Raw genomic sequence first — 25,745 nt, 5'->3', positions numbered from 1 at the left:
GTGAGGAATTCAGACATGATCGACGACAGACGCGCCCGGCGCAACGTAGCGGTGCTGGTGGCGGCACAGGCCTTTCTTGGTGCGCAGATGCCGATGATTTTCCTCGTGGGTGGCCTTGCCGGTCAGTCGCTGGCGACCAATGTCTGTCTGGCCACGCTGCCTATCTCGATGATCGTGCTGGGCTCCATGCTCTCGGCCACGCCGGTTTCGGCCATCATGCAACGATATGGCCGGAAGGCGGGGTTCTTTCTGGGCACAGCGGGCGGCGCTCTGGGCGGCGCGGTCGCGGCCTATGGGCTTTATCTGGCGTCTTTCCCAGTCTTTCTGGTCGGCTCCCTACTCACCGGTATCTACATGTCGGCGCAGGGGTTTTACCGCTTCGCCGCCGCCGATACCGCGTCGGATGATTTCCGGCCCAAGGCGATTTCCTATGTCATGGCGGGCGGGCTCGTCTCGGCCATCATCGGGCCGCAGCTTGCCACGGCAACATCGGGCAGCCTCGTGGTGCCCTTCCTTGGCACCTATCTGGCCGTGGTGGCGGTGAATGTGATCGGCGCGTTGCTGTTTCTATTCATAGACATCCCCAAACCGCCGATCCCGGCGCATGACGCGCCCAAGGGCCGCAGCCGGTGGGAATTGCTGAGCACGCCGCGCATCGCTGTCGCGGTGATCTGCGCCATGGTGTCTTACGCGCTGATGAACCTTGTGATGACCTCGACCCCGCTGGCCGTCGTTGGCTGCGGTTATAGCCAAGACAACGCGGGCTATGTGGTCACCGGCCATGTGTTGGCGATGTTCGCGCCGTCGTTTTTTACCGGGCATCTGATCAACCGGTTTGGGGTAGAGCGGATCATGGGCCTTGGCATTGCGATCCTTGGCGCTGCTGGTCTGGTGGCGCTGCAAGGGGTGGAGCTGGGCAACTTTTACATTGCGCTGATCCTCTTGGGGCTGGGCTGGAACTTTGGCTTTATCGGTGCGACCACGATGCTTGCGGGCGCGCATGAGCCGCATGAGCGCGGGCGGATGCAGGGTTTGAATGATCTGTTGGTCTTTGGTGGTGTAACCGTCGCCTCGCTGGCATCGGGCGGTTTGATGAACTGCTCGGGCGGCACGGCCCAAGAAGGCTGGGCGGCGGTGAACTTTGCCATGGTGCCGTTCTTGGTGCTGGCCGGTGGGTCGCTGATCTGGCTGGTGCTGCGCAGCCGCAGAGAGACGCAGCTGGGCTAAGCGCCTACCAGCGCGAGACCATGGCCCGCAGCGCGAAATGGCGGCGCGGGTCAGGCAGCGCGGCTTCGGAGACCTTTTGCGGGTCTGTGACAGCGGCCTTTAATACCGGACCGGCATGGGCGGCAGGAAGCAGGGCTGCGCAGGCTTGCGCGGGGATCTTCCCCCGGCCAGCGCGGGCTGATTTCAAACGCTGCAACGCGCCCGACGCGAGGGCCGACACCCCCTCAGCTGTGCCATCGAGAAGCGGCACACGGCCCGCCTCCTCCAAGTTCGGTATGGCGCAGAGCCACGCGGCAATCCCGGTGGCATAGGCCGCATCGCGCACCACCGCCTCATCTGTCCCGCCAAGGCGACGCGCGGCGACCCACATTAAATGACCGGCGGTCTGGTCGATGTAGCTCTCGAAGTGGCCTGCATCCTCAAACGGGTCTTTGTAGATATCCCACCGCCGCGCGGCGACGAGTTCATCCAGCATTTCTGCGTCCTCGGGCGCGATGGCGCGTGCCAGCGGCGTGGTGACCTCATGCCGTCTGACAGGACCGCCCTTGGCGATCTCCTCCAGCGCGTCGCGCCACCATTGCAGGCGCATCTCGGCGATCATCGCCTCTTGGGTGACCCATGGCGCGCGGGCAACCTCGACATTAAACGCATAGAGCGGGAACAGGAGCTTGCGCGCTTCCACAGGCGCGGCCATCGCTGCGCGAAAACGCCACGGATCGGCGCGCTCTACCATGGCGGCGCAGGCGTTTAGGTCGGCGTCGAATGTCATGCGGGGCGGGCCACGGTCAGCAGGTAGCCGAATTCTTCGCGGTGTGCGCGCCAACAGGCGATTTCCGCCTCAGTGGCATCAAGCATCTTCGTCAATTCTTCTTCCGCGCCGGGCCGTAGCTTTTCGATGCGCGCCTCCAGCGGGGTGTAGTAATTCTCCCAAGCCTCATCGGACAGCACACGGGTTGCAACCACCTCATAGCCCGCTGCGCGGACCCGGTCGGCGATGCCGTCCGCGTTGCTCATTGCGGGATAGTCGGCCCAGTGCGCGCGGGCCTCATCCGACGGAGTGTCCGTCAGCCAGCAAGGCTCAGAAAAGGCCACAACGCCCCCCTTTCGGAGCGATTTGCGCCAGCTGGTCAGCGCTTCCGTCACGCCAAGGAAATAGACCGCACCCGCACACCAGATCAGATCATATTCATTGGCGATGGCGGCCATATCGGCGCGTAGCAGGGTGACATTGCCATCCGCCACGAAACGCCCTCGGGCGGTATCGACGAAATGAGCTGTTTTATCGAGTGCTGTAACATGCCCCTGCGGGATCGCCGCGCGGAGTGCGCCGATGTCACTACCGGGGCCGCAGGCGACATCGGCGATCTCGGCACGCGCAGGCAGGTCGACCTGCTCCACGGCCCAGTTCACGTCCAAAGGCTCCCCCGGCCCCTCGCGCGGGAGATCACGGTGCAGGGTGAAAAAGGCGGTCATGTCGTCTGTCATTGGGCGCGGTCCCGGATCAATTTCCATCGTATCGCATCTAGCAGTGCCTCGAAGGAGGCGTCGAGTATGTTGGCGCTGACGCCCACAGTGGACCAGCGCCGCCCCTGCCCGTCTTCGCTGTCGATGATGACCCGGGTGGTGGCTTCGGTGCCGCCTTGGGTGATGCGCACTTTGAAGTCAACCAGACGCATGTCATCCAGCAGACTGCTGTATTTGCCCAAGTCTTTGACCAGAGCTTTGGAAAGCGCGTTGACCGGGCCACGATCCGAGCCATCCGCGTCGAGCGATTCCGAGACCGACAGACGCTTTTCGCCATCGACTTCGACGACCACGACCGCCTCCGACAGGCTGACCATGCAGCCTTTGGTGTTGCGGCGGCGTTCGACCGTGACGCGGTAGCGTTCGACTTCGAAAAGATGCGGCAACTGGCCCATCACCTCCCGCGCGAGCAGCTCGAAACTCGCCTGCGCGGTGTCATAGGCATAGCCCTGCGCCTCACGGTCCTTCACGACCTCCAAGATCTGCCCAAGCGCTGGATCCCCTTTGGCTACGGCCAGACCGGCATCGCTGAGACGTTTGCGCAGATTGGACTGTCCGGCTTGGTTCGACATCGGGATGATGCGGGTATTGCCGACCAGTGCCGGGTCGATATGTTCATAGGTGCTGGGGTCTTTGGCGATGGCGCTGGCATGGAGCCCAGCCTTATGCGCAAAGGCCGAAGAGCCCACGAACCCTGCCTGTTTCATCGGCACCCGGTTGAGGATCTCATCCAGCATTCGGCTTGTCCGCGTCAGCCCTTTCAGCGCGGCGCGGGTGACGCCAATCTCGAACTGGCTGGCGTATGGTTCTTTCAGCAGTAAGATCGGGATCAGGGTGGTCAGGTTGGCATTGCCGCAACGCTCCCCCAACCCGTTAAGCGTGCCTTGGATCTGCCGCGCGCCCGCGTCGACGGCGGCCAGCGTGCAGGCCACGGCGTTTTCAGTGTCGTCGTGGGTGTGGATGCCCAGCCGGTCGCCCGGGATGCCCGCGGCGATCACGGCCTTTGTGATTTCGCCGATCTCAGCGGGCAGCGTGCCGCCATTGGTGTCGCAGAGAACGATCCAGCGCGCACCTGCGTCATAGGCCGAGCGGATCGCCTCAAGCGCGTAGTCCGGGTTGGCCTTATAGCCGTCAAAGAAGTGCTCTGCGTCAAACAACGCCTCGCGCCCCTGTGCGACGAGATGCGCGACGGACTTAACGATGTTGTCGGTGTTTTCCTCCAGCGTAATGCCAAGGGCGGTTTTGACATGAAAATCATGGGTCTTGCCGACGATACAGACCGATTGCGTCCCGGCGTTGAGCACGGCGGCCAGCACGTAGTCATTCTCGGCCGACATGCCAGCACGTTTGGTCATGCCAAAGGCAGTGAGGCGTGCCTTCGTCTGCGGAGCGGCCTCGAAAAAGGCGCTGTCGGTGGGGTTGGCACCGGGCCAGCCGCCTTCGATATAGTCTACCCCGAGCGTGTCGAGCGCCTCGGCGATCTGGCGCTTTTCATCGGTGGAGAACTGCACGCCTTGGGTCTGCTGCCCATCACGCAAAGTAGTGTCGTAGAGGGTGAGGCGTTCGCGGGTCACAATACCCCCTCCAACTGGCTCCGGTCGAAACCCGGCGGTGGGGTTAGCTTCACGCCGTCTTTGCTCATCTGCACTTCGATGCCCGCGGAGGTCAGCGCCGATTTGATCCGGTCCACCTCGGCAAAGTTCTTCGTCTCCATCGCCGTGGCACGCGCATCGCTGAGGAAGGCCTCGATGTCGCTGAGGTCCAGCGCCTGCACCGCCGCCCATTCGGGGATCAGGTCGCCCATCAATCCCAGAAGCATCAACGCCCCGCGCAGGCCCGCCGTATCGTTCGCGTTTGACAGACGGTGGCATTCGGTCAGCGCCCCATGAGTGTTGAGGTCATCCGCCAGCAGCGCCACCAGTTCCGTGCTTGGCGGTGCGGCTTCAGCTTCGGCGGCCTGAAGATACCATTTGCGCAGGGTCTTCTCGGCCTCCTCGCGCTTCTTCTCTGTCCAGTCCATCGGCTTGCGGTAATGGGTCGAGAGCATCACGAAACGGATCACCTCGCCCTGCACGCCTTGGTCCAGCAGATCACGCACGGTAAAGAAATTGCCCAAAGACTTGGACATCTTCTTGCCCTCAACCTGCAACATCTCGTTGTGCAGCCAGTAGTTGGCAAAGCCGTGGCCTGCACATTTCGACTGGGCGATCTCATTCTCATGGTGCGGGAATTGCAGGTCGATGCCGCCGCCGTGGATGTCGAACCGCGCGCCTAGAAGATCATGCGCCATGGCCGAGCATTCAATGTGCCAGCCCGGACGCCCCTGCCCCCAAGGTGATGGCCAGCCCGGCGTGCCCTCATCCGAAGGTTTCCACAGCACGAAATCCATTGGGTCTTCTTTGTAGGGCGCCACCTCAACCCGCGCGCCTGCGATCATATCATCGACCGAGCGGCCTGAAAGCGCGCCGTATTCGGCATATTTGCGCACCCGGAACAGCACATGGCCCTCGGCCTCATAGGCGTAACCCTCATCGATCAAGCCGCGGATCATCGCGACCATCTGCGGGATGTATTGCGTGGCGCGGGGCATATGATCAGGCTCCAGCGCACCGACTGCGGCCATATCGTCAAGATACCACTGCGTCGTCTCGGCGGTGATCTCACCGATGCTGCGCCCGCTTGTCGCGGCGCGGGCATTTATCTTGTCGTCGACATCCGTGAAGTTGCGCACATAGGTGACGTGATCGCTGCCATAGACGTGGCGCAATAGACGATAGAGTACGTCAAACACGATCACAGGCCGCGCGTTGCCCAGATGCGCCCGGTCATAGACGGTGGGGCCACAGACATACATCTGCACGTTGTCCGCATCAATCGGCGTGAAATCCTCTCTCTTCCGGGTGGCGGTGTTGTGCAGCTTGATCGTCAGGTCACGGGTCATTGGGCAGGCGTCCTTGCGCGGGTGTGACGCGGGCTTGGCATAGTTTTGTCAAAATGGGAATGACGTGAACAGCGGCCCGCGAGAATGTCTCAGCGGGTAATGCAGCAGATAATAAGCGTTGCGGTGTTCATGACAGGCTTGTAGCAAGCGCGCCGCCCTGCGCCAAGCACTTTGCTGGATAAGCTTTAAACAGCACGCGACGGGCATGCGAGCCGCTTGTGCAACAATCAGCCATGCGACATGCGCGCATAAAAAAGGCCGGCCTCCTTTTGGAAGCCGGCCAAATCCAAGCGAGAAACCTCGCTTAAACGATTTAGAAGCGCATGGAACCGCGCAGGGAGATCGTGGTCGCGTCCAGATCGTCGCCTGTGCCGCCTACGTCATCAAATTTGTGCTGCAGAACTTCGCCACCGACAGTGTAACGGTCGGTCACTTTGTATGTGACACCCAGACCGGCGAAGGGGCCAGTTTCGTCACCAACACTTGTGTCGGCACGGGCCGCACCAGCTGTTGCGTAAACCAGTGTGTTGCCGAAGTCGTAACCGGCTTTCACTTTCGCACGGGCTACGGAATCCACGTCGCCTGCGCCGCCGCCCAGATCGATGTCGGTTTTGTCATAGTCGAGTTCACCACCCAGTACGAACTTACCGAAGTCATAGTCGTAACCGGCGTGGAAACCGTAAGAAGTGTCGTCACCGTCAAGCGTGCCGCTGTCGCTGTCGATGTCGGTCTTGCCTACTTGAAGACCGGTGTAGAAGCCTGTCCAGTTGCCATCAACAGCCACAGGTGCCGGCATTGGTGCTGGTGTGAAAACCGGTGCCTCAACAGTGGTGTTTTCCAACGAGCCAGCTGCAGCTGCACCAGCGAATGCGCTGGATGCGATCAAGGCGATGCTGGCGATTTTTGTCGTGCGTTTCATGTTCTGCTCCTTAAATACAGGTGACCTGCGATCCTCGCCGCAGGGTCACTCAAGCAACGCCTCATCTAGTATTCGGTTTCAGGAAAAGCACTTCACAGATTTGCGATGCGCTGATTGTCGCACATTTGCAACAAAGGGTCGGCCAACCGCCGCTTAAGTTATGTGTAAATTGCTTTGCGACCCAGAGACCATCCAGTAATTAAGAATATATATCAGATAGTTAAGAATACAATATACATTCTAACTGCCGCGGCTTCGTTCTTGGTTGTTTTTGAGCGCCACTATCAAGTCCCCATCCGCGCAAGGGGGTTAGAACCTTTTGCTCACTGCGCCAGTGACTTCCCCATAAGTGGTACGATGCAGATAGCCCGGCATGGCATGGCAAAAAAAAGAGGGGCGTCCGCAAACCCTTATGGGCAGTTTGACACTCCCGAGATGAAACTGACCGAAAAAACTTTCCGCAATCGTCGCGAGAGGCTGCTTCGCGTGCCGGTATGATCGAAACGCACTTGGAAAGTCGGGTCCTACTCCTCCGACGGCCACGCCAGGGCTGGACCCGTGCGGAAGTAAGAAACGTTGTTGGTATAGGTTGTTGCAGGGGTGAGCTTGATTATGCGCCCATCTTGGTCGTCAATCGCTGCCACGTTCTGAATGAACCACGGGTTCCAGCACTCCTCGTCCGGTCCGAGATACTTTGCAAGGAGCCGCCTGAACCGCATGGCGTTCATCGACTCAATGGAGGCCCGTCCCCGCAGGCCAAGGTGTAGCAGGATGCCAGCCTCATTGTCGAAATGCACGATTTCCACTGCGCATCTTGGATCTGCCTTCAGGCGGCTCACCGAGCTGCCGTTCTTCGACCCCAACATCCAGATCGCCTCATCTTCCCATAGGAACCAGACTGGCGCGTTGCGTGGCCCCTCGTTGCCTGACGTGCAAAGGTTCGCCATGAGCGGTTCTGATAGCAAAGCGTGCGGGTCGAATTTGTATCCCATGGCACAATCTAAATGCGAAACTGCAACGGTGTCCATCACGCGCCCGACGCAGCATTTGAGTCTATAGAGGTCTCGCTCGGGGCAGTCATTATCGTACCGATGCGGACCAACACGGTTTGCGGGCATGCCCAAAGCAAAACATAAACAGAGCCGTGCAAACGACAGCTGAGGGCAACATTAAACATTCAGAAGGAGGCGAAGAGCGACGAGGCTTGCTGTTAAGGCCGAAAGGGTTATCTGCTTGTCTTGGCAGCGATAAGGAGCAGGCCGGACCTCATGTCTTGGATCACCACACATCTAGAAATTGTTATTATCGTGGTGCTGACGCTATTGGCGGCAATCGTGATCTTGCAGCAGCGCCGCACGCCACAATCGACCGCGGCGTGGCTTTTGTTCATCATCGCCCTTCCGTGGGTCGCGGTGCCACTGTTTCTAGGTCTTGGCTTTCGCAAACAATCCTCACGCTATTCTCCTGTGCATTTTCTCAAGGGTGACACTGGCGGCCCCCCGCCCCGCCCGGTGCATACACTCGATGCGACGATGCAGTATTTCGGCTTACCGGCCGCCGCCCACGGGCAAGACCTGCGGCTTTTGGGCGATCCGACTGCTGCTCACGAAGCGGTCATAGCGCTGATTCAAGGGGCGGAGGAACGGCTGGATGTGCTGTTTTACATCGTCGCAAACGATGAGACTGGGCGGATTTTTGTCGATGCGCTGACCGAACGGGCTAAGGCGGGGGTGAAGGTCCGTTTGCTGATGGACCGTCTTGGCACCCTGCGCGGGCCCGCGTCTGCCCTGCGCCGTCTGCGGAACGCGGGGGGCGAGGTCCGATTTTACTCCCCGCTGCTGCAGGTGCCGGGCTCGGGCCATTTAAACCTGCGCAACCACCGCAAAATGATCATAGCCGATGACGCGCGTGTCTTTTCCGGGGGCATGAATATTGGGGCGCACTACCTCGGCCCCGTGGCGCGCGAAGATGGCTGGGCCGATCTGGCCTATCTGCTTGAGGGACGCGCGGTGCAAAGCTTTGGGGATGTCTTCCGCTCTGATTGGGAGGTGGCTAGCGGCGAAACGCTTGAGCCTGCGCCGTCGGTTGCGGCTGGCACGGGCGGTACGGCGACGGTGCAATTGGTCCCCTCTGGCCCCGATATCGCCGAAGACCCGCTGCATGATGGTTTGATCCGCGCGCTGCATCTGGCCGAGGCGCGGATCTGGTTGGTCACCCCCTACTTTGTGCCGACTGAAGCGCTCGGGGCTGCATTAACCACGGCCGCACGGCGCGGGGTAGATGTGCGTGTTCTGGTGCCCGAACGATCCAACCAGCGTCTTGCCGATTTCGCCCGTGGGGCCTATTTACGCGATCTGCATGAGGCTGGCGGCCAGGTGCTGTATTATCAGCCAGGCATGATCCACGCAAAAGCTGGGATAATCGATGATATGGGACTGGTTGGCTCTGCCAATTTCGATGTGCGCAGCATGTTGCTGAATTTCGAAGTGACGTTGTTTGTTTATGATGCAGGCTCGGTGGCAAAGCTACATGACTGGTTCGAGCATCTGTCAGAGCACTGTGCCATGGAAAAGCCGCCCACCGGTATGGTCCGCAAAGTGGCCGAAGGGCTGTTTCGCCTTGGAGCCCCGGTGCTATGATCCCTGCCGTTGCTCCACAATCGCTGCGCATTGTCAGCTATAACATCCGCAAGGCCATGGGCACCGACCGACGGCGCGATCCTGAGCGGATTATGCGCATCATCCACAGCCTGCACGCCGATGTGGTGGTCCTCCAAGAAGCCGACCGTCGCCGCGCGCCGCGCCCCTCAGCGTTGCCGCTTGATCGGATCGAAAAAGAGACCGGTTTGCGTGCTGTACCGACGCCGAGTGACGTGAGCATTGGCTGGCATGGCAATGCCGTTCTGGTCCGCCCTTCGGCCAAAATTGACCGGGTTGAGCACCTTACCCTGCCGGGCGTGGAACCGCGCGGAGCGATGGTGGCCGACTTGCATATCGGCGCACGGCAGTTGCGTGTGATTGCTTCGCATCTTGGCCTTTTGCGACCGTCGCGAAAGGAGCAACTAAGCGCGATGATCTCCCATCTGGATGCCTGCGCCGCCTGCCCCACGCTGATTGCAGGTGACCTTAATGAATGGTCGCAAAAAGTGGGGCTTGGACGGCTGGCAAAACGCTTTACCATTCACGCGCCCGGAAAAAGTTATCATGCGCGGATGCCTGTTGCTCATCTGGACCGGATCGCGTTGGATCAGCATCTTACCGTGTTACAGGGCGGCGTTGTGGAAACCCCCCAGACGCGGCGTGCGTCTGACCATCTGCCAATCTGGCTTGACGTCGCACATCACTAACATGATCGCCTGTCCGGCAATTCGGATTTAACCGGTTGCCCAAGCCAGTTCTCCGACCATTGCGTTGCAGGCTTGCTGCTGGTCGGTGAAGGCGACTTGCATGTCAAATACGGTCCGTACATCCGCGCGGGCTTTGGCGATGGTGGCGTCAGTCGCGCCTAGCCCACGTGCCGTAGCTACACTCTGGTTGGCGTCTTGCCTCAGTTTGCGAACACTATCATAGCCACCGGCCTGCCCTGCGCATTGTTTCGCGGTCAGTTCCGCCGCAGCCGCCTTTCGCGCGGCGAACTCCATCGGAGACGCCGGCGGCTCTATGCAACCCGCTAACCAAAGCGGAAGCAGCCCGATCAATAAAGTGTATTTCATAAAATGCTCCTCTTCTTCAAAACGATAAGGAGACAAGGGTTTATTTTTGGTTAATGCCCGTATTCGCCGCCTATTGGTTCCCCAGACGAACGCTCAATCGCGCCGCGCAAACCGACTGCTCAGCTTTGTCTTCGAAGGCCGATATCGCGAAATCTGCACTCTCTGGCCTAAAAACCAAACGGGTTCGGACCTCCGCCCTGATTGCCATTAATTGATAGTTAACCCCGCAAGGTTAAGAAATTTATCCAAAGGCTATGCCCATTAGCCGAAAGCATATGCCCACGCTCCCCTTGCCCCGATTGACGCAAAAGGTGCCCGATGACAGCCTTAACGCTGATTGAATGAGAGTAAGTTATGGATTTGGCTAGATTTTTCTACAAGAGCTATAAGGCAGTCTTGGGCGCGTTCTTTTGGCTATGCTTCTCGACAATGGTCCTATCGCACGGCGCTTGGCTGGGCGGTGGCGGAATCTCATTAACGGATGCCAGCCGGCAGCAGATTGCGGATAATGTCGCGGCGGGTCTGGCCCCGCTTTCGGCGGGTGATACAGTCGCTGTAATCGCCGACTTTCCAGTCATAGCCGAAGGTACGCTCGATGGTCCGGGGGGGTATGCCACGCTATATGTTCCCGCAGGCACCGAAGTCACCTCCACTTACATTACAGACGCCACAGGCGCGCCGCTAGACGCGCGCCCTGCCCGCGCCTCTACAGGGTCCGGCGTGTCAAAGGGATGGGGTCCGAAAGGACAGCAGACGTTTGATATTTCACCCAACGGATGGTCCCCATCTGATACTGCGCAGTGTCAAGCCGCAGGTTTTTCGATTGCCGATTGCAACGCGGGTCTGGCCTATATCTATGGCGACACTGGCATTTTTTACTCTACGCGCTCGGATACTCAATTGTTTGCGAACGGTTCGGATATCGCAACGTTGGAAAATGGATATCTTGTTAATCCCACAAATGGCAGTCCTTGGCCCAGTGTTGGTGGCGCCGGCACGGCACGGGTTCATAACAAATGGGATGCGGTTCAGATCAACGCCTTTGGCTCGGGTGGCACAATCGATCCAAACGGTTTTTCCACGCAAGAGGAAACATCGGTAACAGGCGGTCGTGGTGCGACGCCTTTTCGGTCGGGCAGCCCCGTTGCCGGCCCCGAATCTGGGTCGGATTGGGACCGCTACGGCACTACCGGCCCATGGAACCGCATTAGTTATCCCGGTTCCTGCGAAGCGAATGACCCGTTACTGGTGGGGCCAGATGGGCCTGCCACGGGCGACGGTTCCGTTTTTCCCGAAACGTTGGATCCGGGCGTCAATTCCTTCGAAGTCTGCACCGAAACGACATCTGGCTTTAACCTAAATAGTAGCAGTGCGACGGCTCTGCCAAGTGACACAAATGCGGTGCGCTACGCGTTCGGGGGGATCGCACAGGGTGAAACCTATTTCGCCGTGATGGAAGTAAAGATCACTGACACCGAAAACATCGGCTATTTCAATGCAGAGGGTCACGGCGGGGATTCAGCTGAAGGTGCCGCAGCCGGGAACGATAACCCTTGGCGCTATTGGGTCGCCGGAACATCTGCCGTTTCACCTGCGGGGCCTGACGATCTATTTGTGTTGATCGCAATCTCTGCAGTGAATGGCACCCCCTATTCGGGCGGCGACATTCCGCAAGGTGCCACGCTCACCTACCGTATCAGCTATGTGAACACATCTCTGAGCCCTATGACGAATGTACAAACAACCGTTACCCTGCCGCCGGAAATTTCTGGCACCGCAAATTTTCAAGTTATCTCAGGCGAGGATATCCGCCCCGCCACCGAACCAACGAACGGCACATTCTCGCTCCTTCCCCTGCCTAACTTGAACGGCCTTGGATTCGGCGCGATCGAGTTCGACGCCTATGTCTCAACAGCAGCGGGAGGCACGATAACCGCGGACGCTGCCAACTCCAGCGACGAAGGTGGCGCCGATACAGACAGCGTCAGCGTAAACGTGACTGCAGTGCCTACCGAAACGCTTCCAGTCTGTTCTGGTACGCGGTTCTCTGTCGTCGACTGGACATCTGACAGTCCTGCAGCGATTGGCGCAACAGCTGCTTTCTCACGGTACGGCGTCAGCGGTACGGTCACCGCGACGGCAAACGCAGATGCAAGTGTTTTCCGTCCGGCAGAAATCGGAACCGCACAGGTTGTTTATTCTACCGGAACCGTTGGCGTTTTGACCCAGCAATATGCCACTTTGGACGTGAATTTTGATAGCCCCATGAGTTCGGTTCTTATCGATGTCACAAGTCTGGATCTTGATGAATCTGTAACGATTTACGGCGAACGTAACGGTGTCCGCATGCAGCCTGCTGTTGCAGATGGTTCACTTTCAGCGCCCATGTTGCGTTTGGCCAACGTAGACGGTTCAGTCCTGGCAGAGCGTAACAGCACATTCTCGAACGCCGCTTTCCCAGAGAACTTTGCCGTAGTAGTCGGGTTTGGTGCCCCGATTGATCGGATCGTAATCGATCATGGGACGCGCAAAAATAACAGTGCAAATTTCGCAGGTTCGCTGCAGCTAACGGACATTCAGGCCTGCGCCGACTTCACCGATGCCCCATCAATCTATGGGGACGCACTGCATACGATGGGGCAAGAGCCGAGTGTCTACTTAGGCGATGCCGTTACGAGCGATGCAGGACCGGGGAACGCGGATGACGCCAGTTCTGACAATGACGATGGCGTAGATATCCCCCTGCTTGTCCAAGGTTTCCCCGCAACAATCGAAGCACGCGTGCAAGGCGACGGCGGTTTCTTGACGGCTTGGATCGACTACGACGGTAACGATGTCATGGCGCTTGCCACGGCCGAAGAGATCGCGCGCGATTTACAAGACGACGGTACGGGCGGAGATGCGGTCGCTGGTGATGGCCTAATTCAGTTTGAAGCAATCGTGCCGGGTGATGCGGTATTGGATCAGACCTTTGCGCGGTTTCGATGGTCTACCACCCCGGTCGTTGGCGTGGCAGATATTTCGCTGGATGGAGAAGTTGAAGATTACCCGATCAACATCGGCGCGGCGCCTTTGGTCGATCGTGGTGATGCCCCGGCGAGCTATGGCGACCCTTTGCATATCATCGCTGAAACCGGCATTGCAGGCACTTATTTAGGTACTCTCTCTCCCGATCCCGAGGCGGCCTCTCAAGCGAGCCCGGACGCGTCAGGTGATGATCTCGACGGTAACGACGATGAAGATGGGGTTACCTTGCCCCAACTCTATGCGGGCGGCACCACCGAAATATCGGTTTTCGTCAATGAGGTGACTGGCGGTGTCGGAAGTCTGACAGGTGGTGTGGCATATCTTCAAGCGTGGATCGATTTTAACGGCAACGGTGTGTTCGACGCCTCTGAACAGATCGCATCAGATCTTCAGGATGGCAGCGCAGGCGATAAAGACAACACGCTTAATGGCGAGATCCGATTTGACGTGGTTGTGCCCGGAACTGCCGTTCTGACCCCGACATTCGCCCGGTTCCGATGGTCAACAACCGAAGGCGTCGTTCCCGTCGCACTTGACGGAGAGGTCGAGGACTACGTGCTGTCGATATCAAACGATGTGCCTCCGGTCTCATGCGACAGTGGCTTATACTTGCTGTCCGACGATCCGACGCGACTAAGCAAGCTGCGATTTACCGACACGGGTTCAGAGTATTCCATGTCATCCCAAACGGTTGGGACAGCGCCGCGCCGGGTGGAAGCCGGCTGGGGGTACAATGAAAGTGATGGCTATATTTACGGTGTTCGGTCCGGAAAAGACGAACTTTGGCGCGTGGATGGCACCGGAAATTTTGTCGAAATGCCCCAATTTCCAGGCAGCGCGGAGCGCGCCGAGGATGCAGGCGATATTCTTCCCAACGGCATCATGGTGTACGAAGCTGACGATGTCACATGGCAGTTGCTGGACCTGACGGACCCGAACAACCCTCTCGATGCCGGGCAACTTACCCTTTCACAACCGGTCACCGTGTCCGATTTCGCCGTCAATCCGTTGGATGGCTTCATCTACGGCATCAACGAAGACACGGGCAGCTTGTTTCGCGCCTTCGCGAACAACGGTATCGCCGGCTTCACCACTTTGGTGGAGTTTGGACCCAGCGTTTACGCAGGCATTTGGTCTGCGGTCTTCTTCGACGAAAACGGCCAGATGTTTGCTTATGAAGAGGTATCAAACTCAATATACCTAATCGACACCTCGACAGGCAATAGATTGAGATTGGCGACAGGGACAGATGAGGGTGGTTTCAGCGATGGCACGTCGTGCCGGGGCGGCACCCCTTTTGCACTGTCCGGCTTTGGCGGCAATATCTACGTCGACCAAGACGCTTCGGACATAAAAGACGGGTCGGAAGTAAATTTGGGGGGGGGCATTCGGGTTGATCTGTACTCTGACAATGCGACGCCGAATGATCTGAGTGACGATAGCTTCATCAGCACTGTCGATACGGATCCGGATGGCACTTTTGCTTTCGTTGGCTTGCCGGCTGGCGCCACTTACCGATTAGAGGTGGATGTGAACGACGCAGACCTTCCCGCCGGCGCGCAAATCGGAACGTCAAACCCCCTTGTCGGGGTCAAAGCAGATTCTGGTGCGTTTACAGTGTCCTACGATTTCGGGTTCGACCCGCAATTTTCTGACCTATCGATCACCAAACAAGCGTTTCGGGCGGGGACCACCTCCCCCGTCACAACCGCGGTCGAAGGCGATATCATTGATTGGGTGATCAGCGTGACAAATGACGGGCCCGGCTCACCTTCTGGGGTCAAGGTCATCGAAAGCATTCCGGCGGGTTTTGCCTATATCAGCGACACTGCCCCTCAGACCGGAGATTATTTTGATCCAAGCACAGGCCTTTGGTTTGTCGATGAAATTTTGCCGGGCGCGACTGAAACCCTCACCATACGGGTACGTGTAACCTCGGGTGGCAACTACACAAACGTTGTCGAGATCGTGAGTAGTTCCCTTCCGGATCTCGACAGTGATCCAAATGTTGGGTTGGCGCAGGACGATCTGCGGGACGGCATCGCCGATGATGACGAAGCCAGCGTCACGATCACGCTTGCCACTACGGGAGGGGAGATCTCTGGCCGGTTGATCCAAGATGATGGCCGCGGCGGCGTTGCGCATGATGGGTTGGCAACTGGAAATGAGGTTGGGACCAATGCAGGTAGCATTCTTCTGCTGGACGATAGCGGCGCGCTTTTGGCCAATCCGCAGATCGGTGCCGACGGACAATGGGCCTATCGGCTCGCGCCGGATTACACCGGTACTCTGACCGTTTCCACGGTGCCGCCAGAGGGTTGGCGGGCAATTTCCGAGACGCCGGGCGCATTGCCAAGTCTGGTCAACAGCGACCCACATGACGGCTCATTCAGCTTTACTCCCGCTCCGGATACGGATTACAGCGGGCTCATATTGGGTATCGTTCCACTTCCAACCCTAAGCGAGGATCGGGATGCACGCATCGGTGCTGGCCAAATCACGCTACTTCCCCATCTTTATCGGGCGAGCTCAACCGGAACTGCCACCTTCACGGTTGAGAATATTTCTGAACCAGCGGTCGGCGCATTCTCAATTGCACTCTTTTTGGACAACGATTGCGACGGCGCACCCGACACACCGCTCACCGTCCCTATTTCTGTTCAGGCAGGTGATGAGCTCTGTCTGATTTCGAGAGTATCCGCGGGCGGCGGCCTTCCCCCGGGCATTACTGTGACCTATGAGGTTCAAGCCGTAACTGACTTTTCCGGTACCACGGTTTCGCATGTTTTGACAGATACGGACCGCGTGACCGTCGAAGTCGGAGGCAGTCAGCTCGTCTTGGTAAAAACTGTTCAGAACGAAACTCAAGACACGGACGAAGGTTACTCAAATCAAGCGTCGCCTGGCGATGTACTTATCTATCGCATCACCCTCGTGAACCCAAGTCAGAGGAATGCATCCGCCATCACCATCCATGACCGAACGCCACCCTATACACAGTTAGCAGAGGCAATAACCACACCCCAGATTGTAAGCCCCTCGCTGGTCTGCGACGTGGCAGACCCCACTGCAAACGTTCCAGGGTATATGGGGCCCCTAAGGTGGGATTGCAGCGGAACGCATGGCGCAGGAGCCGAAGGAAGCGTGTGGTTCAAGGTGCAGGTTACCCCGTGAGCAAGACTCATAAAGGCGCGTTCATGGTTGTCTTGTGCATGTGAAAAACGGTTAGGGGCAGATCATTTTTTGCCCCTAACAATTTCTCTCAATCCAGCGATATGGGATCAGACCTTGGCGGCCAGCGATCTTGTAGGTGTCGAGCGGCTCAGGCTCGGCGGCGAAGGCCACGTTGAGCGTATTGGACGCCTTATCGGCCAGCGCGGGGGTGGCCAGCGTCATCGTGGTACCAGCTGCCAGCGCGGTCAGACCGGTGACGACCTTGGAAGTAAATGAAGTCATATGTTTCTCTCTGTCGTATGTGAGCGGTGGAAATGCATGCCGGTTTTCCGGTTCTACGCGGGTTGCTTGGTCTTGTGTGTAATCTCAGCGAGCGTCTCCCCTGCCTTCAGGCGGGCCAGTACAGTGATCTCGTCAGCCTGCAACTGCCGGGCGCGCGCCACATGACCGGCGACCTGTGCAGGATCGAGCACGACGACCCCACTTTCATCGGCCAGCACAACATCGCCGGGGCGCACGGCGACGCCGCCGCAGTTGACAGTGACGTTAACGTCTCCGCCGAGGCCGCGCGGCTTGGTGGTGACTGGAGATCGGCCCCGGCACCAGACCGGGTAATCTGCGGCTAGGATAGCGGAGCGGTCGGTCATAAAACCGTCGATAACTGTGCCAACAACGCCTTGGGCTTGCGCGGCGGCAGTGGTCACGGCACCCCAGCAAGCGTGGCGCAGATCACCGCAGCGGTCGATGACGATCACCTGGCCAGGCTTGGCCTCGGAAAGCGCCTCAACGAGGGGCGCACCGTCGTCGCCTTGCATTCGCACGGTCAGCGCCGGACCAAAGGACCGCGCATTGGACAACACCCCCTGTATGGACGGCGCCATAAAACCGGATTCAAGGAAATGACCCAGCGTGGCGGTTTCTATATCTCGGAGGTCGAGTGTTGATGGCATGCCCTGTCCTGACGTGTTTCAGCTTCCTCGAATGAAGCCGCAGGAGAGAGCAGTGAGCAAATAGCCGGGAGTTATGACTGGCATAGCCCCCCCGGCCAAGAGGCAGATCAGACCGCCGCGGTGACGATGAATTCCACCTTGTAGTCGGGCGTGGCCAGCTTGGCTTCGCCACAAGCCCGGGCAGCCGGGTTGGCCGGGTCGATCCAAGCGTCGTAGACGCCATTCATCACCTTAAAATCAGCCATGTCGGCCAGCCAAATGATGACCTGCAACAGGTTGGATTTGCTGCTCCCCACCTCCTCCAGAAGGCGGTCGATGGCGTCCAGGCAGTCTTGGGTCTGGGTCGCGACATCAGCACCGGCAGTGCCGACCTGACCGGCGAGATAAACGGTTCCATTGTGAATGACGGCTTGGCTCATGCGGGGGCCGGGGTGAAGGCGTTTGATGGTCATGAGTTTCCTTTCAGATGATGTTTCGGTGACCATATCCGGGCCCGGGCAGTCCGCACAGACGTGGGGTATAGCTCAGACCGATGACAACTATAGTCCTTTGCTATTTTGGATCCGCTGGATAAACAGGCAGTGTTTCACATCGTCGTTCACTTCGGACCCACATAATGGACAGCCTCCTCCAAGCCGACCTCAACTGGAACCTTCTCCGCATGTTCTACATGATCGCGAAGGAGCAGAGCATAACGAGGGCCGCCAAGCGGCTGGGTCTTAGCCAGCCTTCGGTCAGCAATGCACTCCAGAAACTGGAGGCGCAGCTTGACTGCCAGTTGGTCTTCCGCGACAGCCGCCATTTCGAGCTGACAACACGCGGGGACAAAATTTTTCAGGAGTGCCGGGACATCTTTCACAGTGCCGAGCGGATCTCGCTATTGGTGCGCGATGCCGAGGACGAAGAGCGCGGACAGGTCCGCTATCAGATCATCTCAAACCTCGTTTCACCGCTGATCGATGAGGCAATGCGGCTGTTTCACCAGCGTCACCCCTCGGTAATCTTTCAAAGTGAGATCCAGAACAGTCAGTCCATTGTGCGCCTGATCCAGCAAGGGCGCGCGACGTTGGGCTTCTGCCTGCTGGCAAAGCCATTGGTCAACCTGCGCTCGATCCGATTGTTCCGAGAAGAATTCCGCGTCTTCTGCGGCGCAGAGCACCCGCTGTTTGGACAGGAAGAACTGGAACTGCGCGATCTTCAACGCGAGCCCTTCATCTCATTCGCTTGCGCGACCGAGGGCATGGGTCTTGAGCCGATGTCGGTGCTGCGTGAAGGCACGCGGCTGGGGAACCGGATTAATGGGTTAAGTACCAGTATCGAAGAGGTGCGCCGTATGATCGTGGCGGGCATGGGCATCGGCATTCTGCCACTTGCCACGACAAAGGAAGACATTCGCCGGGGCGACCTGTGGCCGTTAAAAATCACCGATGAACCGCTTGGGGCGGATGTCTATCTTGTCCACGCCCCGACAGAGAAACTGTCTTCGTCGGAGCGAAAATTCGTACAGACGGTTGAAGAACTGCTGGCGCTTTACCCTGACATGGCCTGAGAGGCCGCAAGATTTGCAGACGCGAGATCTTGGAGCGCCATGCCCGCTGATTTGAAGACGGTATGCGCTTGACTGTCGCGCCGTCCAGGATGACTGCCTTGGCACAACTCTTGAAGGTCGGCGAGCAGGTCTATGATCGCGATCTTGGCCTCGGCCAAGGGCTGGGCAAGATCGCCAGCAAGGCTGGCCCCGTCGCGCCGATCAACAAAGATTTGCGCCTGCATCACGGCCATATCGTCGCTTTCACGCATGTCGCTCTTGAACGCGCCGATCAGGTCAAGGTGACACCCCGGCTTTAGCCATGCGCCCTGAACCAACGGCCGAGTAGAGGCGGTGACGGTACTGACCACGTCCGCCGCGCGGCAAGCGGCTTCCAGATCATCGCTCGCCGTCGCGGGCAGACCCATCTGCGCCAACTCCCACGCCACCTTTGCCGCCCTGTCCAGACTGCGGCCCCAGATCGTTATCGCCTCATAGGGGCGCACCGCGGCGTGGGCCTGCGCAACTGCCGCCGCGAGTTGTCCTGTTCCGACCACGAGCAGCCGCTTTGCATCGCGCCGCGCAAGATAATCCGCAGCCAAGGCCGAGGCCGCCGCCGTGCGTCGCGCGGTCAGCGCGTCGCCATCAAGCGCCGCTTTCATCTGGCCGGTTTCGCCATCGAACAATAGGTAGCCCGCGTTGATCGTAGGCTGACCCTTGGTAGCGTTGGCGGGAAAGAAGGTCACCACCTTCACGCCGATGCTCTCTCCTGGCACCCAGGCGGGCATGATGAGCAGCGATGCCTCGCTGCCATCTGGCTGGGGGATGCGCAGCACCTGCCGCTCTGGTGCCTCAACGCGCCCTTCCTTGTACCAGCAGCGCAATTCCGCGATCAGCGCAGTCCAGTCCAACGCCGTTTCCAGCGCCGCGTGACCAATCAGGGCGGTCATCTGTCGGCCCGTTTAACGACCGCGTGCAACAGGATATTGAGCCCAGCGACAAAGCTCTCCGGGGTGCAGTTTTCCTCGTTGTTGTGGGTGATGCCGTTTTCGCAAGGCGTAAAGATCATCGCCGTCGGGCAGTGGGTGGCCAAGAAGTAGGCGTCATGGCCCGCCTGACTTTCGATGTCGCGCCAGTTGAACTCCATACGTATCGCCTCATTGCGGAGGTCTTCAATTATCTCGTGATCGAAGATGTCGCCGCCCCATTCCCATTCATCTTCGATCTGCGCCTCGCAGCCACAGCGCGCGGCTGATTCATAAAGCGCACGGCGCATCTTTTCTGCCATCGCACGGGTCGTGATCGGATCGGGATGCCGGACATCGCAAACCGCTTCGGCGGTGTCCGAAAGGATACCCGGTTTATTAGGCCAGGCGGTCAGCCGCGCGGCTGTGGCCTTGCCATCATGCACCGCGAAATCCCAGCCAATGTCATCTACTGCCGTCAGCCAGCGCGCGCCCGCGGCCAGTGCGTTTTTACGCAGGTCCATCGGTGTCGGTCCGGTATGCGCGGTCTGGCCCTTGAACGACGCCCGCATGCCGCGCACAGGGTAACCGCCAGTGACAATGCCCACCTGTCGATTTTCCGCGTCAAGGATCGGCCCCTGCTCGATATGCAGCTCGAAATAGGCGTCGATCTCGCCTGCCTTGCAGTGCCGCTCGCCTTTGTAGCCGATCCGCTCCAGCTCATCCCCAAAGCGCGCGCCATCGTCGCCGATCAAATCATGCACCCAGTCGATGTCATATTTTCCGATGAAACAGCCCGACGCGACCATCGGTGGCGAGAACCGCGCGCCTTCCTCATTTGTCCAGTCGACAACAACGATGGGGCGTTTGGTGACATGACCAGCATCGTTGAGGCTGCGGATCACTTCCAGCCCGGCCAGCACCCCTGCGATCCCATCGAACCGTCCTCCGTTGATCTGGGTGTCCAGATGGCTGCCGATCAGAATTGGCGGCAGGTCATTGTCAGTGCCATCGCGGCGGCCAAAGATGTTGCCCGCGGCGTCCACTTCGACCGAAAGCCCCGCATCTGCGCACCATTTTCGGAACAGGTCGCGCATGGCTTGGTCGTCATCGCTCAGCGTCAGGCGCGACAACCCGCCCGGGCGGCCCTTGCCGATCTCTGCCGAGGCTTCAATGGTCGACCAGAACCGATCGAGGTCAGCGCGGGTATCGGGAGTTATTGACATGGGAAACTTTCTTTCTTGAGAGCCGGGATCAGAACAGGAGGCCCGGAAGATCGGTAATTAATGCAGGAAACAGGACAAGCAGCAGGAGCACGCCGACCATCACACCAAGCAGCGGCACGAGGTATTTAAACGAGTCGCTGAGTGGGATTTCCCCAACACGACAGGCGGCCATCAGGTCAATGCCAAGCGGTGGGGTGTTCGCGCCGATGGCAAGGTTGATGGTCAGCAGAATGCCAAAGTAGACGGGGTCGATACCGTAGTGGCCAAGGATTGGCAGGAAGACCGGCGCGAGGATCAAGATGATCGCGATGCTTTCCATGAACGTGCCAAGGATCAACAAGACCGCCATCATCATCAACAGGGCAACAGTGCCGCTTTCGGTCGCCTGCGTGATCCCTGCAACAGCCATCTGCGGCACCTGTTCGGCAGCGAGGATCCAGCCAAAGACCGAGGCCGCGGCAATCACCAGCAAGATCACACCGGTCATTTCCGTAGTCTCACGCAAGAGTTGGGCCAGCATCTTGAGGCTCAGCGCGCGATAGACAAAAATGCCGACAAAAAGCGCATAGGCCACGCCGATGCCAGCGGCTTCGGTGGGGGTAAATATCCCCAGTCGGATCCCACCGACAATGATGATCGGTGCTAGCATCGCGAGGATCGAGCCCTTTGCGGCACGGCCAAGTTCACCCCAAGAAAATGGTTCTCCGCCCTGCCATCCATTGCGGCGCGAAATCCACCAGGCGACCAGCATCAGCCCGAGGCCCAGAAGGATGCCGGGTATGATCGCGGCCACGAAAAGTTGGCCGATTGAGCTGTTGGTGGCGGTGCCATAGACAATCAGCACGATTGAGGGCGGTATCACGGTGCCGAGAGATCCCGCGCAGCCCAGAGCCGCCGCGCTGAACCCTGGCGCATAGCCTTGGTCGCGCATTGCAGGCAGCATCATCGTCCCGATCGCCACCACGTCAGCCACGCCAGACCCGGAAAGCGAGCCGAACATCATGCATGCAATGATCATGACCATCGCCAGCCCGCCAGTGCGCCGCCCGATGAGCGCCGAACAAAGCGCGATGATCCGGGGTGCGAGCCCGCCATGGACCATTAACAGCCCGGCAAGGAGGAACAGTGGGATTGCCAGCAGCGTAAAGCTGTTGATCCCTGCCACGGCCCGCTGGGCCACAACAATCATCGGCGCAGCATCGGCAATCAGCAGGTAAAACATCGACGACAGGCCCAAGGCAACGGCAATCGGGGCATCCAGCAGTACCAGTACCACGAAGACTACGAGCAGAAGTGCAAGCGCAACGCTCATGTCCTGCCCCCTTTCAAGACGAGACCCAAAAGGGCCAGACCACAGCAGACCGGCAAGGAGAGATAAAACAGCCCTACGGGAAGCGAGAGCGCGGTTGTCTGATGCGACCATGTGATTGCGGTCAGTTTCCAGCCGGTCCAGATGAACACCGCAAGAAAAACAAAGCTCGCCAGCCAAGCTAGAACGGCCAGTCCACGACGCAGCATCGGTGGCATGGTGACCAGATCAAGCAACCCTGCGCGAAAATGCGAGCCGCGCACGAAACCCGAGATCGCCCCCACGAAGGTCAGCCACACCAGCGCTAGGCGGGGCAATTCTTCGGCCCAGCGTGGCGTAGACGAGAACAGGTAGCGTGAGATCACGACATAAACGACCAGCGCCGCAAACGTCGCCACCAGTGCTGCGCCAAACCAACGGGCGGCGCGGTCGATAAGAATGGCCGCTCTCAGCGACCCGGTCTCAAGTGTCATGGCTTCAAAAATCCTTCTGGGCCGCGGCAGAGCATGCATTCATCGCAATATGCGGCCACAACAACCCATTCCTCCGAGATCACTTCGACCGTGTGGTTAAGCCCCGGCGGCAAGCGCACGGCGGTGCCTTCGGTCATGTGGAATTCCTCGCCCCCTGCCCGTAGGATCGCTTCTCCTTTAAGTGTGAGCGTAACCTCGTCACGGGGATGGCTGTGCGCGGTGGACTTCGCCCCCTTCCGGCCGGTGGTTACGGAAAGCTTGATAAAGCCCTCGCCGCGTGCCGCAGGTGAAAACAGCACCTTTTGGGTGAAGTCGAAAAGTTGCACCGGCTCCACCGATGCAACTTCTGTGATCTCAGGCCGCAGGGTCATTTGCGGTACTGATCGAGGATGTTCAGAAGATCTTCGCCATAGACGTCCTTCTGGCTTTCCCAGATCGGCGCGACGGCTGCGATAAAGGCCGCTTTGTCGACCTCGTTGAACGCCATGCCCTTTGCTTCAAGCTGCGCAATCAACTCGTCATTCGCGGCGGCAACCATATCGCGCTGCTTCAGACCCCAGGTAGTGGCGGCCTCCATCACTATAGTCTGATCCTCAGGCGAGATTTCATCCCACGTCGCGCTCGACATGGTCAGCGTCGCGGCACCCCAGATGTGCTCAGACAGCGAGACGTACTTCTGAACTTCGAAAAAGGAGGCCGAGTAGATGATCGCAAGCGGGTTTTCCTGCGCGTCAAATAGGCCTTGTTGCAGCGCGGAGTAAAGCTCGCCAAAAGACAGGGGTGCAGGCTCCGCACCCAGACCTTCAAACGTGGCTAGCCGCACCTTGTCGGGTGTGACGCGGATTTTCAAACCAGCGAGGTCTTCGGGCTTTTCGATTGGGCGGACATTGTTGGTAATGTTGCGGAAGCCATTTTCCCACCACCCCAGAACCTTGATGCCTTTGTCGTCCATCATATCGGCCAGCGCGACACCCAGATCGCCGTCGAGCGCGGCAAACGCCTGTTCGCGGGCGCCCCATGCGTAGGGCATCTCGATAATCCCCATACGCGGCTCGATCCCTTGAAACGACCCTGAGCCGATCAGTCCGGCCTGAACCGAGCCGAATTGTAGGCCCTCGATCACTTCTTTTTCGCTGCCAAGTTGGCCGGACGGGAAGACCTCAATTGCGACGCGGCCCTCGGTGCGGCTGTTGACCTCATCTGCGAACCCAGTTGCAGCTGTGTGCCAGCTGTGGCTCTCCGGCAGGACGTGGCCAAGGCGGATCGACACGTCGGCGGCCAACGCGGCAACTGGCGCAAAAGCCGCGAGGCTGGCAGCCAGTAGGCCGCCTTTGATCAGAGTGCTGGGTGATTTCATTTTAGTCTTTCCTGTTGTGTACTGATTGCAGCAGAGGAAATACCGATCGCGGATTCCGCGCAAATAGGTGGAGCCTATAGTTGGAACAGCTTTTCTGAATGCCCGCCCCGGAGGCCCGCTTCAGGTGCGCCTGCGGTCATTGGTAAAAGGGTCAGAGACTAATTACTGTAGGTATTGGGATTGCCCTAGCGCCTTCCGTGGTTCCGCACTTCTTTGCCGGCATGGTAGAGATGTGGGAGTAGCCTTGCTTTGATAAGCATGGTTTTTGGGTATGCTTAGGACAGGATTAAGACCGATGCTGCCCACTGCCCCGACCCTTACCATTCACGAGCGTTAGCGCTTCCGCGGCGGGGGCCCGTCGAAGGAAACATTCGCTGGACCTGCTAAGTTAGAAAAGGGTCGGATGTCAGGAGTGCGGATCTACCCGCCGTCCGGTTTCTGGGAACGCATGCCTTGGTTTTGTTCGATACGCTAACTTTGCCTTAGGCCAAGTCGTGCCCACAGCGCTATGCTGAACTCAGTAGGATTGAGGTTTCGCTGTTCGTAATGCCGGAAATGGCGCGCACCTCGCGCGGGACACGGTCGAAATCGGTCAGGCATTCTTGGTTTGCCCCCATCAAATGGTCCGATTTGATTGTTAGTGCATGGTCGGCCTCTGTTCTATCGCGACGATGCTTTCAGGGCGCCGGAGCACGATATCCCAGAGCTGGCGCTCCATTTGCGCTGCGATCTCGAAGGTCACCAGTTCGAAGGGCGGGATGCGGTCCTTCGTTGCGCAGGCACGAATGGCCGGTCCGGGCCGTTCGCTACCGGAGATACTCAACGCAACTTATTTCGCCGCTTAGCACTTTTGACATTGATAAAACATTCGATTCTATTGACGTAGCGTAAATCAAGCCAGAATTGATGGTAGCGTTAATAATAGCGTGGAAGATTTCTTTTTCGCATACAGTGAACGTCATTTTTCGATTCAAATTACGTCTTGTTAATTCTGCGAGAGCCTGCTTCGCATCGGTGCCGAGAGAAAGTGAAATTGCGCTGTCTTTGCCATCAAGACTAATTTCAAGGCCCGCAATATCCTCGATTTCGAAATCGATCATCTCGTCAACGGTCGAAAGTCGCGCGACAAGCGTTGGCTCATTTTGAGCTGCGACTTGTGTAGAGCTCGCCAACATAAACGTCGCGATGATCATTTTTGTTGTGCATATTCTTCTCAAGATCCGCAGATACGATGTAAATAGATATGGAAAGGACTTATTAAAATGCATTGCTCGCAGAACCCTCGGGGACGCAAGTCAACATAAGAAATTTGATACTTAAGTTTTCTACCCCGTTGTGGGGGCGAGCAGAGGTAAAATGCAACCGAAGGGAACTTTTCCGCTCACCGACGACGAGCCGCGACTTGTCGCCGAA

Annotated in this window: 22 protein-coding genes; 5 read left to right on the top strand and 17 right to left on the bottom strand. The window is 58.6% G+C overall.

Features of this window, described 5'->3' with window-relative positions; translation table 11 throughout:
* Positions 1 to 15: 15 nt before the first annotated feature.
* A complete protein-coding gene (locus WNY61_RS15635; protein WP_342852386.1) occupies positions 16 to 1,227 on the top strand; it encodes an MFS transporter in 1,212 nt (403 codons plus the stop codon).
* A 4-nt stretch (positions 1,228 to 1,231) separates the two neighbouring features.
* Here WNY61_RS15635 and WNY61_RS15630 read toward each other — a convergent pair whose 3' ends face one another.
* From WNY61_RS15630 to WNY61_RS15605, 6 genes are all read right to left on the bottom strand, one after another.
* Entirely contained in the window at positions 1,232 to 1,996 is a 765-nt protein-coding gene (locus tag WNY61_RS15630) for a squalene/phytoene synthase family protein (RefSeq protein WP_342852385.1), read from the bottom strand.
* Positions 1,993 to 2,712 (bottom strand): class I SAM-dependent methyltransferase, encoded by a 720-nt coding sequence (locus WNY61_RS15625; RefSeq protein ID WP_342852384.1) that lies wholly within the window; start codon positions 2,710 to 2,712, stop codon positions 1,993 to 1,995. Before WNY61_RS15625 ends, WNY61_RS15630 begins: the two co-directional genes overlap by 4 nt.
* Positions 2,709 to 4,325, bottom strand: a complete 1,617-nt coding sequence (gene cimA / locus WNY61_RS15620; RefSeq protein WP_342852383.1) for a citramalate synthase — start codon at positions 4,323 to 4,325, stop codon at positions 2,709 to 2,711. The genes WNY61_RS15625 and cimA overlap by 4 nt, the downstream gene beginning before the upstream one ends.
* Positions 4,322 to 5,692, bottom strand: a complete 1,371-nt coding sequence (gene cysS / locus WNY61_RS15615) for a cysteine--tRNA ligase (RefSeq protein ID WP_342852382.1) — start codon at positions 5,690 to 5,692, stop codon at positions 4,322 to 4,324. Before cysS ends, cimA begins: the two co-directional genes overlap by 4 nt.
* 313 nt (positions 5,693 to 6,005) lie before the next feature.
* On the bottom strand, positions 6,006 to 6,611 hold the full coding sequence (locus WNY61_RS15610) for a porin family protein (RefSeq protein WP_342852381.1): 606 nt from the start codon (positions 6,609 to 6,611) through the stop codon (positions 6,006 to 6,008).
* Between the two features lie 524 nt (positions 6,612 to 7,135).
* A complete protein-coding gene (locus WNY61_RS15605; protein WP_342852380.1) occupies positions 7,136 to 7,639 on the bottom strand; it encodes a pyridoxamine 5'-phosphate oxidase family protein in 504 nt (167 codons plus the stop codon).
* Positions 7,640 to 7,879: 240 nt separating this feature from the next.
* On the opposite strand from WNY61_RS15605, the gene WNY61_RS15600 reads away from it, so the two are divergent.
* Positions 7,880 to 9,250: a phospholipase D-like domain-containing protein gene (locus WNY61_RS15600; RefSeq protein WP_342852379.1), complete on the top strand. Its 1,371-nt coding sequence runs from the start codon at positions 7,880 to 7,882 to the stop codon at positions 9,248 to 9,250.
* Complete coding sequence (locus WNY61_RS15595; protein ID WP_342852378.1) at positions 9,247 to 9,957, top strand: endonuclease/exonuclease/phosphatase family protein; 711 nt, start codon at positions 9,247 to 9,249, stop codon at positions 9,955 to 9,957. Before WNY61_RS15600 ends, WNY61_RS15595 begins: the two co-directional genes overlap by 4 nt.
* Before the next feature lie 27 nt (positions 9,958 to 9,984).
* On the opposite strand, the gene WNY61_RS15590 is transcribed toward WNY61_RS15595, so the two are convergent.
* A complete protein-coding gene (locus tag WNY61_RS15590) occupies positions 9,985 to 10,323 on the bottom strand; it encodes a hypothetical protein (protein ID WP_342852377.1) in 339 nt (112 codons plus the stop codon).
* A 354-nt stretch (positions 10,324 to 10,677) separates the two neighbouring features.
* Here WNY61_RS15590 and WNY61_RS15585 point away from each other — a divergent pair, with 354 nt between their 5' ends.
* Positions 10,678 to 16,524: a GEVED domain-containing protein gene (locus WNY61_RS15585; RefSeq protein WP_342852376.1), complete on the top strand. Its 5,847-nt coding sequence runs from the start codon at positions 10,678 to 10,680 to the stop codon at positions 16,522 to 16,524.
* A 75-nt stretch (positions 16,525 to 16,599) separates the two neighbouring features.
* Here WNY61_RS15585 and WNY61_RS15580 read toward each other — a convergent pair whose 3' ends face one another.
* The 3 genes from WNY61_RS15580 to WNY61_RS15570 form a co-directional block, all read right to left on the bottom strand.
* Positions 16,600 to 16,806, bottom strand: coding sequence for a hypothetical protein (locus WNY61_RS15580; protein ID WP_342852375.1), 207 nt, complete (start codon positions 16,804 to 16,806; stop codon positions 16,600 to 16,602).
* Between the two features lie 53 nt (positions 16,807 to 16,859).
* Positions 16,860 to 17,474 (bottom strand): RraA family protein, encoded by a 615-nt coding sequence (locus tag WNY61_RS15575; protein WP_342852374.1) that lies wholly within the window; start codon positions 17,472 to 17,474, stop codon positions 16,860 to 16,862.
* 107 nt (positions 17,475 to 17,581) lie between these two features.
* Positions 17,582 to 17,926, bottom strand: a complete 345-nt coding sequence (locus WNY61_RS15570; RefSeq protein ID WP_342852373.1) for a RidA family protein — start codon at positions 17,924 to 17,926, stop codon at positions 17,582 to 17,584.
* A 164-nt stretch (positions 17,927 to 18,090) separates the two neighbouring features.
* On the opposite strand from WNY61_RS15570, the gene WNY61_RS15565 reads away from it, so the two are divergent.
* The gene (locus WNY61_RS15565) at positions 18,091 to 19,023 is read left to right on the top strand and encodes a LysR family transcriptional regulator (RefSeq protein WP_342852372.1); all 933 of its coding nucleotides are present in this window, start codon (positions 18,091 to 18,093) and stop codon (positions 19,021 to 19,023) included.
* On the opposite strand, the gene WNY61_RS15560 is transcribed toward WNY61_RS15565, so the two are convergent.
* The 7 genes from WNY61_RS15560 to WNY61_RS15530 all read right to left on the bottom strand — a co-directional run bounded on the left by WNY61_RS15560 (position 19,005) and on the right by WNY61_RS15530 (position 25,525).
* On the bottom strand, positions 19,005 to 19,952 hold the full coding sequence (locus tag WNY61_RS15560) for an ornithine cyclodeaminase family protein (RefSeq protein ID WP_342852371.1): 948 nt from the start codon (positions 19,950 to 19,952) through the stop codon (positions 19,005 to 19,007). The genes WNY61_RS15565 and WNY61_RS15560 overlap by 19 nt on opposite strands.
* Positions 19,949 to 21,193, bottom strand: a complete 1,245-nt coding sequence (locus tag WNY61_RS15555; RefSeq protein ID WP_342852370.1) for a Zn-dependent hydrolase — start codon at positions 21,191 to 21,193, stop codon at positions 19,949 to 19,951. Before WNY61_RS15555 ends, WNY61_RS15560 begins: the two co-directional genes overlap by 4 nt.
* 28 nt (positions 21,194 to 21,221) lie before the next feature.
* A complete protein-coding gene (locus WNY61_RS15550; RefSeq protein WP_342852369.1) occupies positions 21,222 to 22,505 on the bottom strand; it encodes a TRAP transporter large permease in 1,284 nt (427 codons plus the stop codon).
* Complete coding sequence (locus WNY61_RS15545; RefSeq protein WP_342852368.1) at positions 22,502 to 22,975, bottom strand: TRAP transporter small permease; 474 nt, start codon at positions 22,973 to 22,975, stop codon at positions 22,502 to 22,504. Before WNY61_RS15545 ends, WNY61_RS15550 begins: the two co-directional genes overlap by 4 nt.
* Positions 22,972 to 23,346 carry a cupin domain-containing protein gene (locus WNY61_RS15540; protein WP_342852367.1) on the bottom strand — a complete coding sequence of 125 codons (375 nt, stop codon included), beginning with the start codon at positions 23,344 to 23,346 and terminating at the stop codon, positions 22,972 to 22,974. The genes WNY61_RS15545 and WNY61_RS15540 overlap by 4 nt, the downstream gene beginning before the upstream one ends.
* Entirely contained in the window at positions 23,343 to 24,332 is a 990-nt protein-coding gene (locus WNY61_RS15535; protein ID WP_342852366.1) for a DctP family TRAP transporter solute-binding subunit, read from the bottom strand. Before WNY61_RS15535 ends, WNY61_RS15540 begins: the two co-directional genes overlap by 4 nt.
* A gap of 806 nt (positions 24,333 to 25,138) precedes the next feature.
* A complete protein-coding gene (locus WNY61_RS15530) occupies positions 25,139 to 25,525 on the bottom strand; it encodes a hypothetical protein (RefSeq protein ID WP_342852365.1) in 387 nt (128 codons plus the stop codon).
* Positions 25,526 to 25,745 lie beyond the last annotated feature (220 nt).

The organism is Sulfitobacter sp. AS92, from assembly GCF_038900015.1.
Classification (GTDB): Bacteria; Pseudomonadota; Alphaproteobacteria; order Rhodobacterales; family Rhodobacteraceae; genus Sulfitobacter.
Note: the sequence above shows the minus strand (reverse complement) of the source record. Positions and strands in the feature narration are given on the sequence as shown.

Excerpts from the sequence above, each read along its gene's own strand:
- WNY61_RS15595 (WP_342852378.1), top strand. The coding sequence starts at position 9,247 with ATGATCCCTGCCGTTGCTCCACAATCGCTGCGCATTGTCAGCTATAAC.
- WNY61_RS15570 (WP_342852373.1), bottom strand. The coding sequence starts at position 17,926 with ATGACCATCAAACGCCTTCACCCCGGCCCCCGCATGAGCCAAGCCGTC.
- WNY61_RS15530 (WP_342852365.1), bottom strand. The coding sequence starts at position 25,525 with ATGATCATCGCGACGTTTATGTTGGCGAGCTCTACACAAGTCGCAGCT.
- WNY61_RS15560 (WP_342852371.1), bottom strand. The coding sequence starts at position 19,952 with ATGACCGCCCTGATTGGTCACGCGGCGCTGGAAACGGCGTTGGACTGG.
- WNY61_RS15545 (WP_342852368.1), bottom strand. The coding sequence starts at position 22,975 with ATGACACTTGAGACCGGGTCGCTGAGAGCGGCCATTCTTATCGACCGC.
- WNY61_RS15535 (WP_342852366.1), bottom strand. The coding sequence starts at position 24,332 with ATGAAATCACCCAGCACTCTGATCAAAGGCGGCCTACTGGCTGCCAGC.
- WNY61_RS15630 (WP_342852385.1), bottom strand. The coding sequence starts at position 1,996 with ATGACATTCGACGCCGACCTAAACGCCTGCGCCGCCATGGTAGAGCGC.
- WNY61_RS15600 (WP_342852379.1), top strand. The coding sequence starts at position 7,880 with ATGTCTTGGATCACCACACATCTAGAAATTGTTATTATCGTGGTGCTG.
- WNY61_RS15605 (WP_342852380.1), bottom strand. The coding sequence starts at position 7,639 with ATGGACACCGTTGCAGTTTCGCATTTAGATTGTGCCATGGGATACAAA.
- WNY61_RS15555 (WP_342852370.1), bottom strand. The coding sequence starts at position 21,193 with ATGTCAATAACTCCCGATACCCGCGCTGACCTCGATCGGTTCTGGTCG.
- WNY61_RS15610 (WP_342852381.1), bottom strand. The coding sequence starts at position 6,611 with ATGAAACGCACGACAAAAATCGCCAGCATCGCCTTGATCGCATCCAGC.
- WNY61_RS15625 (WP_342852384.1), bottom strand. The coding sequence starts at position 2,712 with ATGACAGACGACATGACCGCCTTTTTCACCCTGCACCGTGATCTCCCG.
- WNY61_RS15585 (WP_342852376.1), top strand. The coding sequence starts at position 10,678 with ATGGATTTGGCTAGATTTTTCTACAAGAGCTATAAGGCAGTCTTGGGC.
- WNY61_RS15590 (WP_342852377.1), bottom strand. The coding sequence starts at position 10,323 with ATGAAATACACTTTATTGATCGGGCTGCTTCCGCTTTGGTTAGCGGGT.
- WNY61_RS15635 (WP_342852386.1), top strand. The coding sequence starts at position 16 with ATGATCGACGACAGACGCGCCCGGCGCAACGTAGCGGTGCTGGTGGCG.
- WNY61_RS15540 (WP_342852367.1), bottom strand. The coding sequence starts at position 23,346 with ATGACCCTGCGGCCTGAGATCACAGAAGTTGCATCGGTGGAGCCGGTG.
- WNY61_RS15565 (WP_342852372.1), top strand. The coding sequence starts at position 18,091 with ATGGACAGCCTCCTCCAAGCCGACCTCAACTGGAACCTTCTCCGCATG.
- cysS (WP_342852382.1), bottom strand. The coding sequence starts at position 5,692 with ATGACCCGTGACCTGACGATCAAGCTGCACAACACCGCCACCCGGAAG.
- WNY61_RS15580 (WP_342852375.1), bottom strand. The coding sequence starts at position 16,806 with ATGACTTCATTTACTTCCAAGGTCGTCACCGGTCTGACCGCGCTGGCA.
- WNY61_RS15575 (WP_342852374.1), bottom strand. The coding sequence starts at position 17,474 with ATGCCATCAACACTCGACCTCCGAGATATAGAAACCGCCACGCTGGGT.
- WNY61_RS15550 (WP_342852369.1), bottom strand. The coding sequence starts at position 22,505 with ATGAGCGTTGCGCTTGCACTTCTGCTCGTAGTCTTCGTGGTACTGGTA.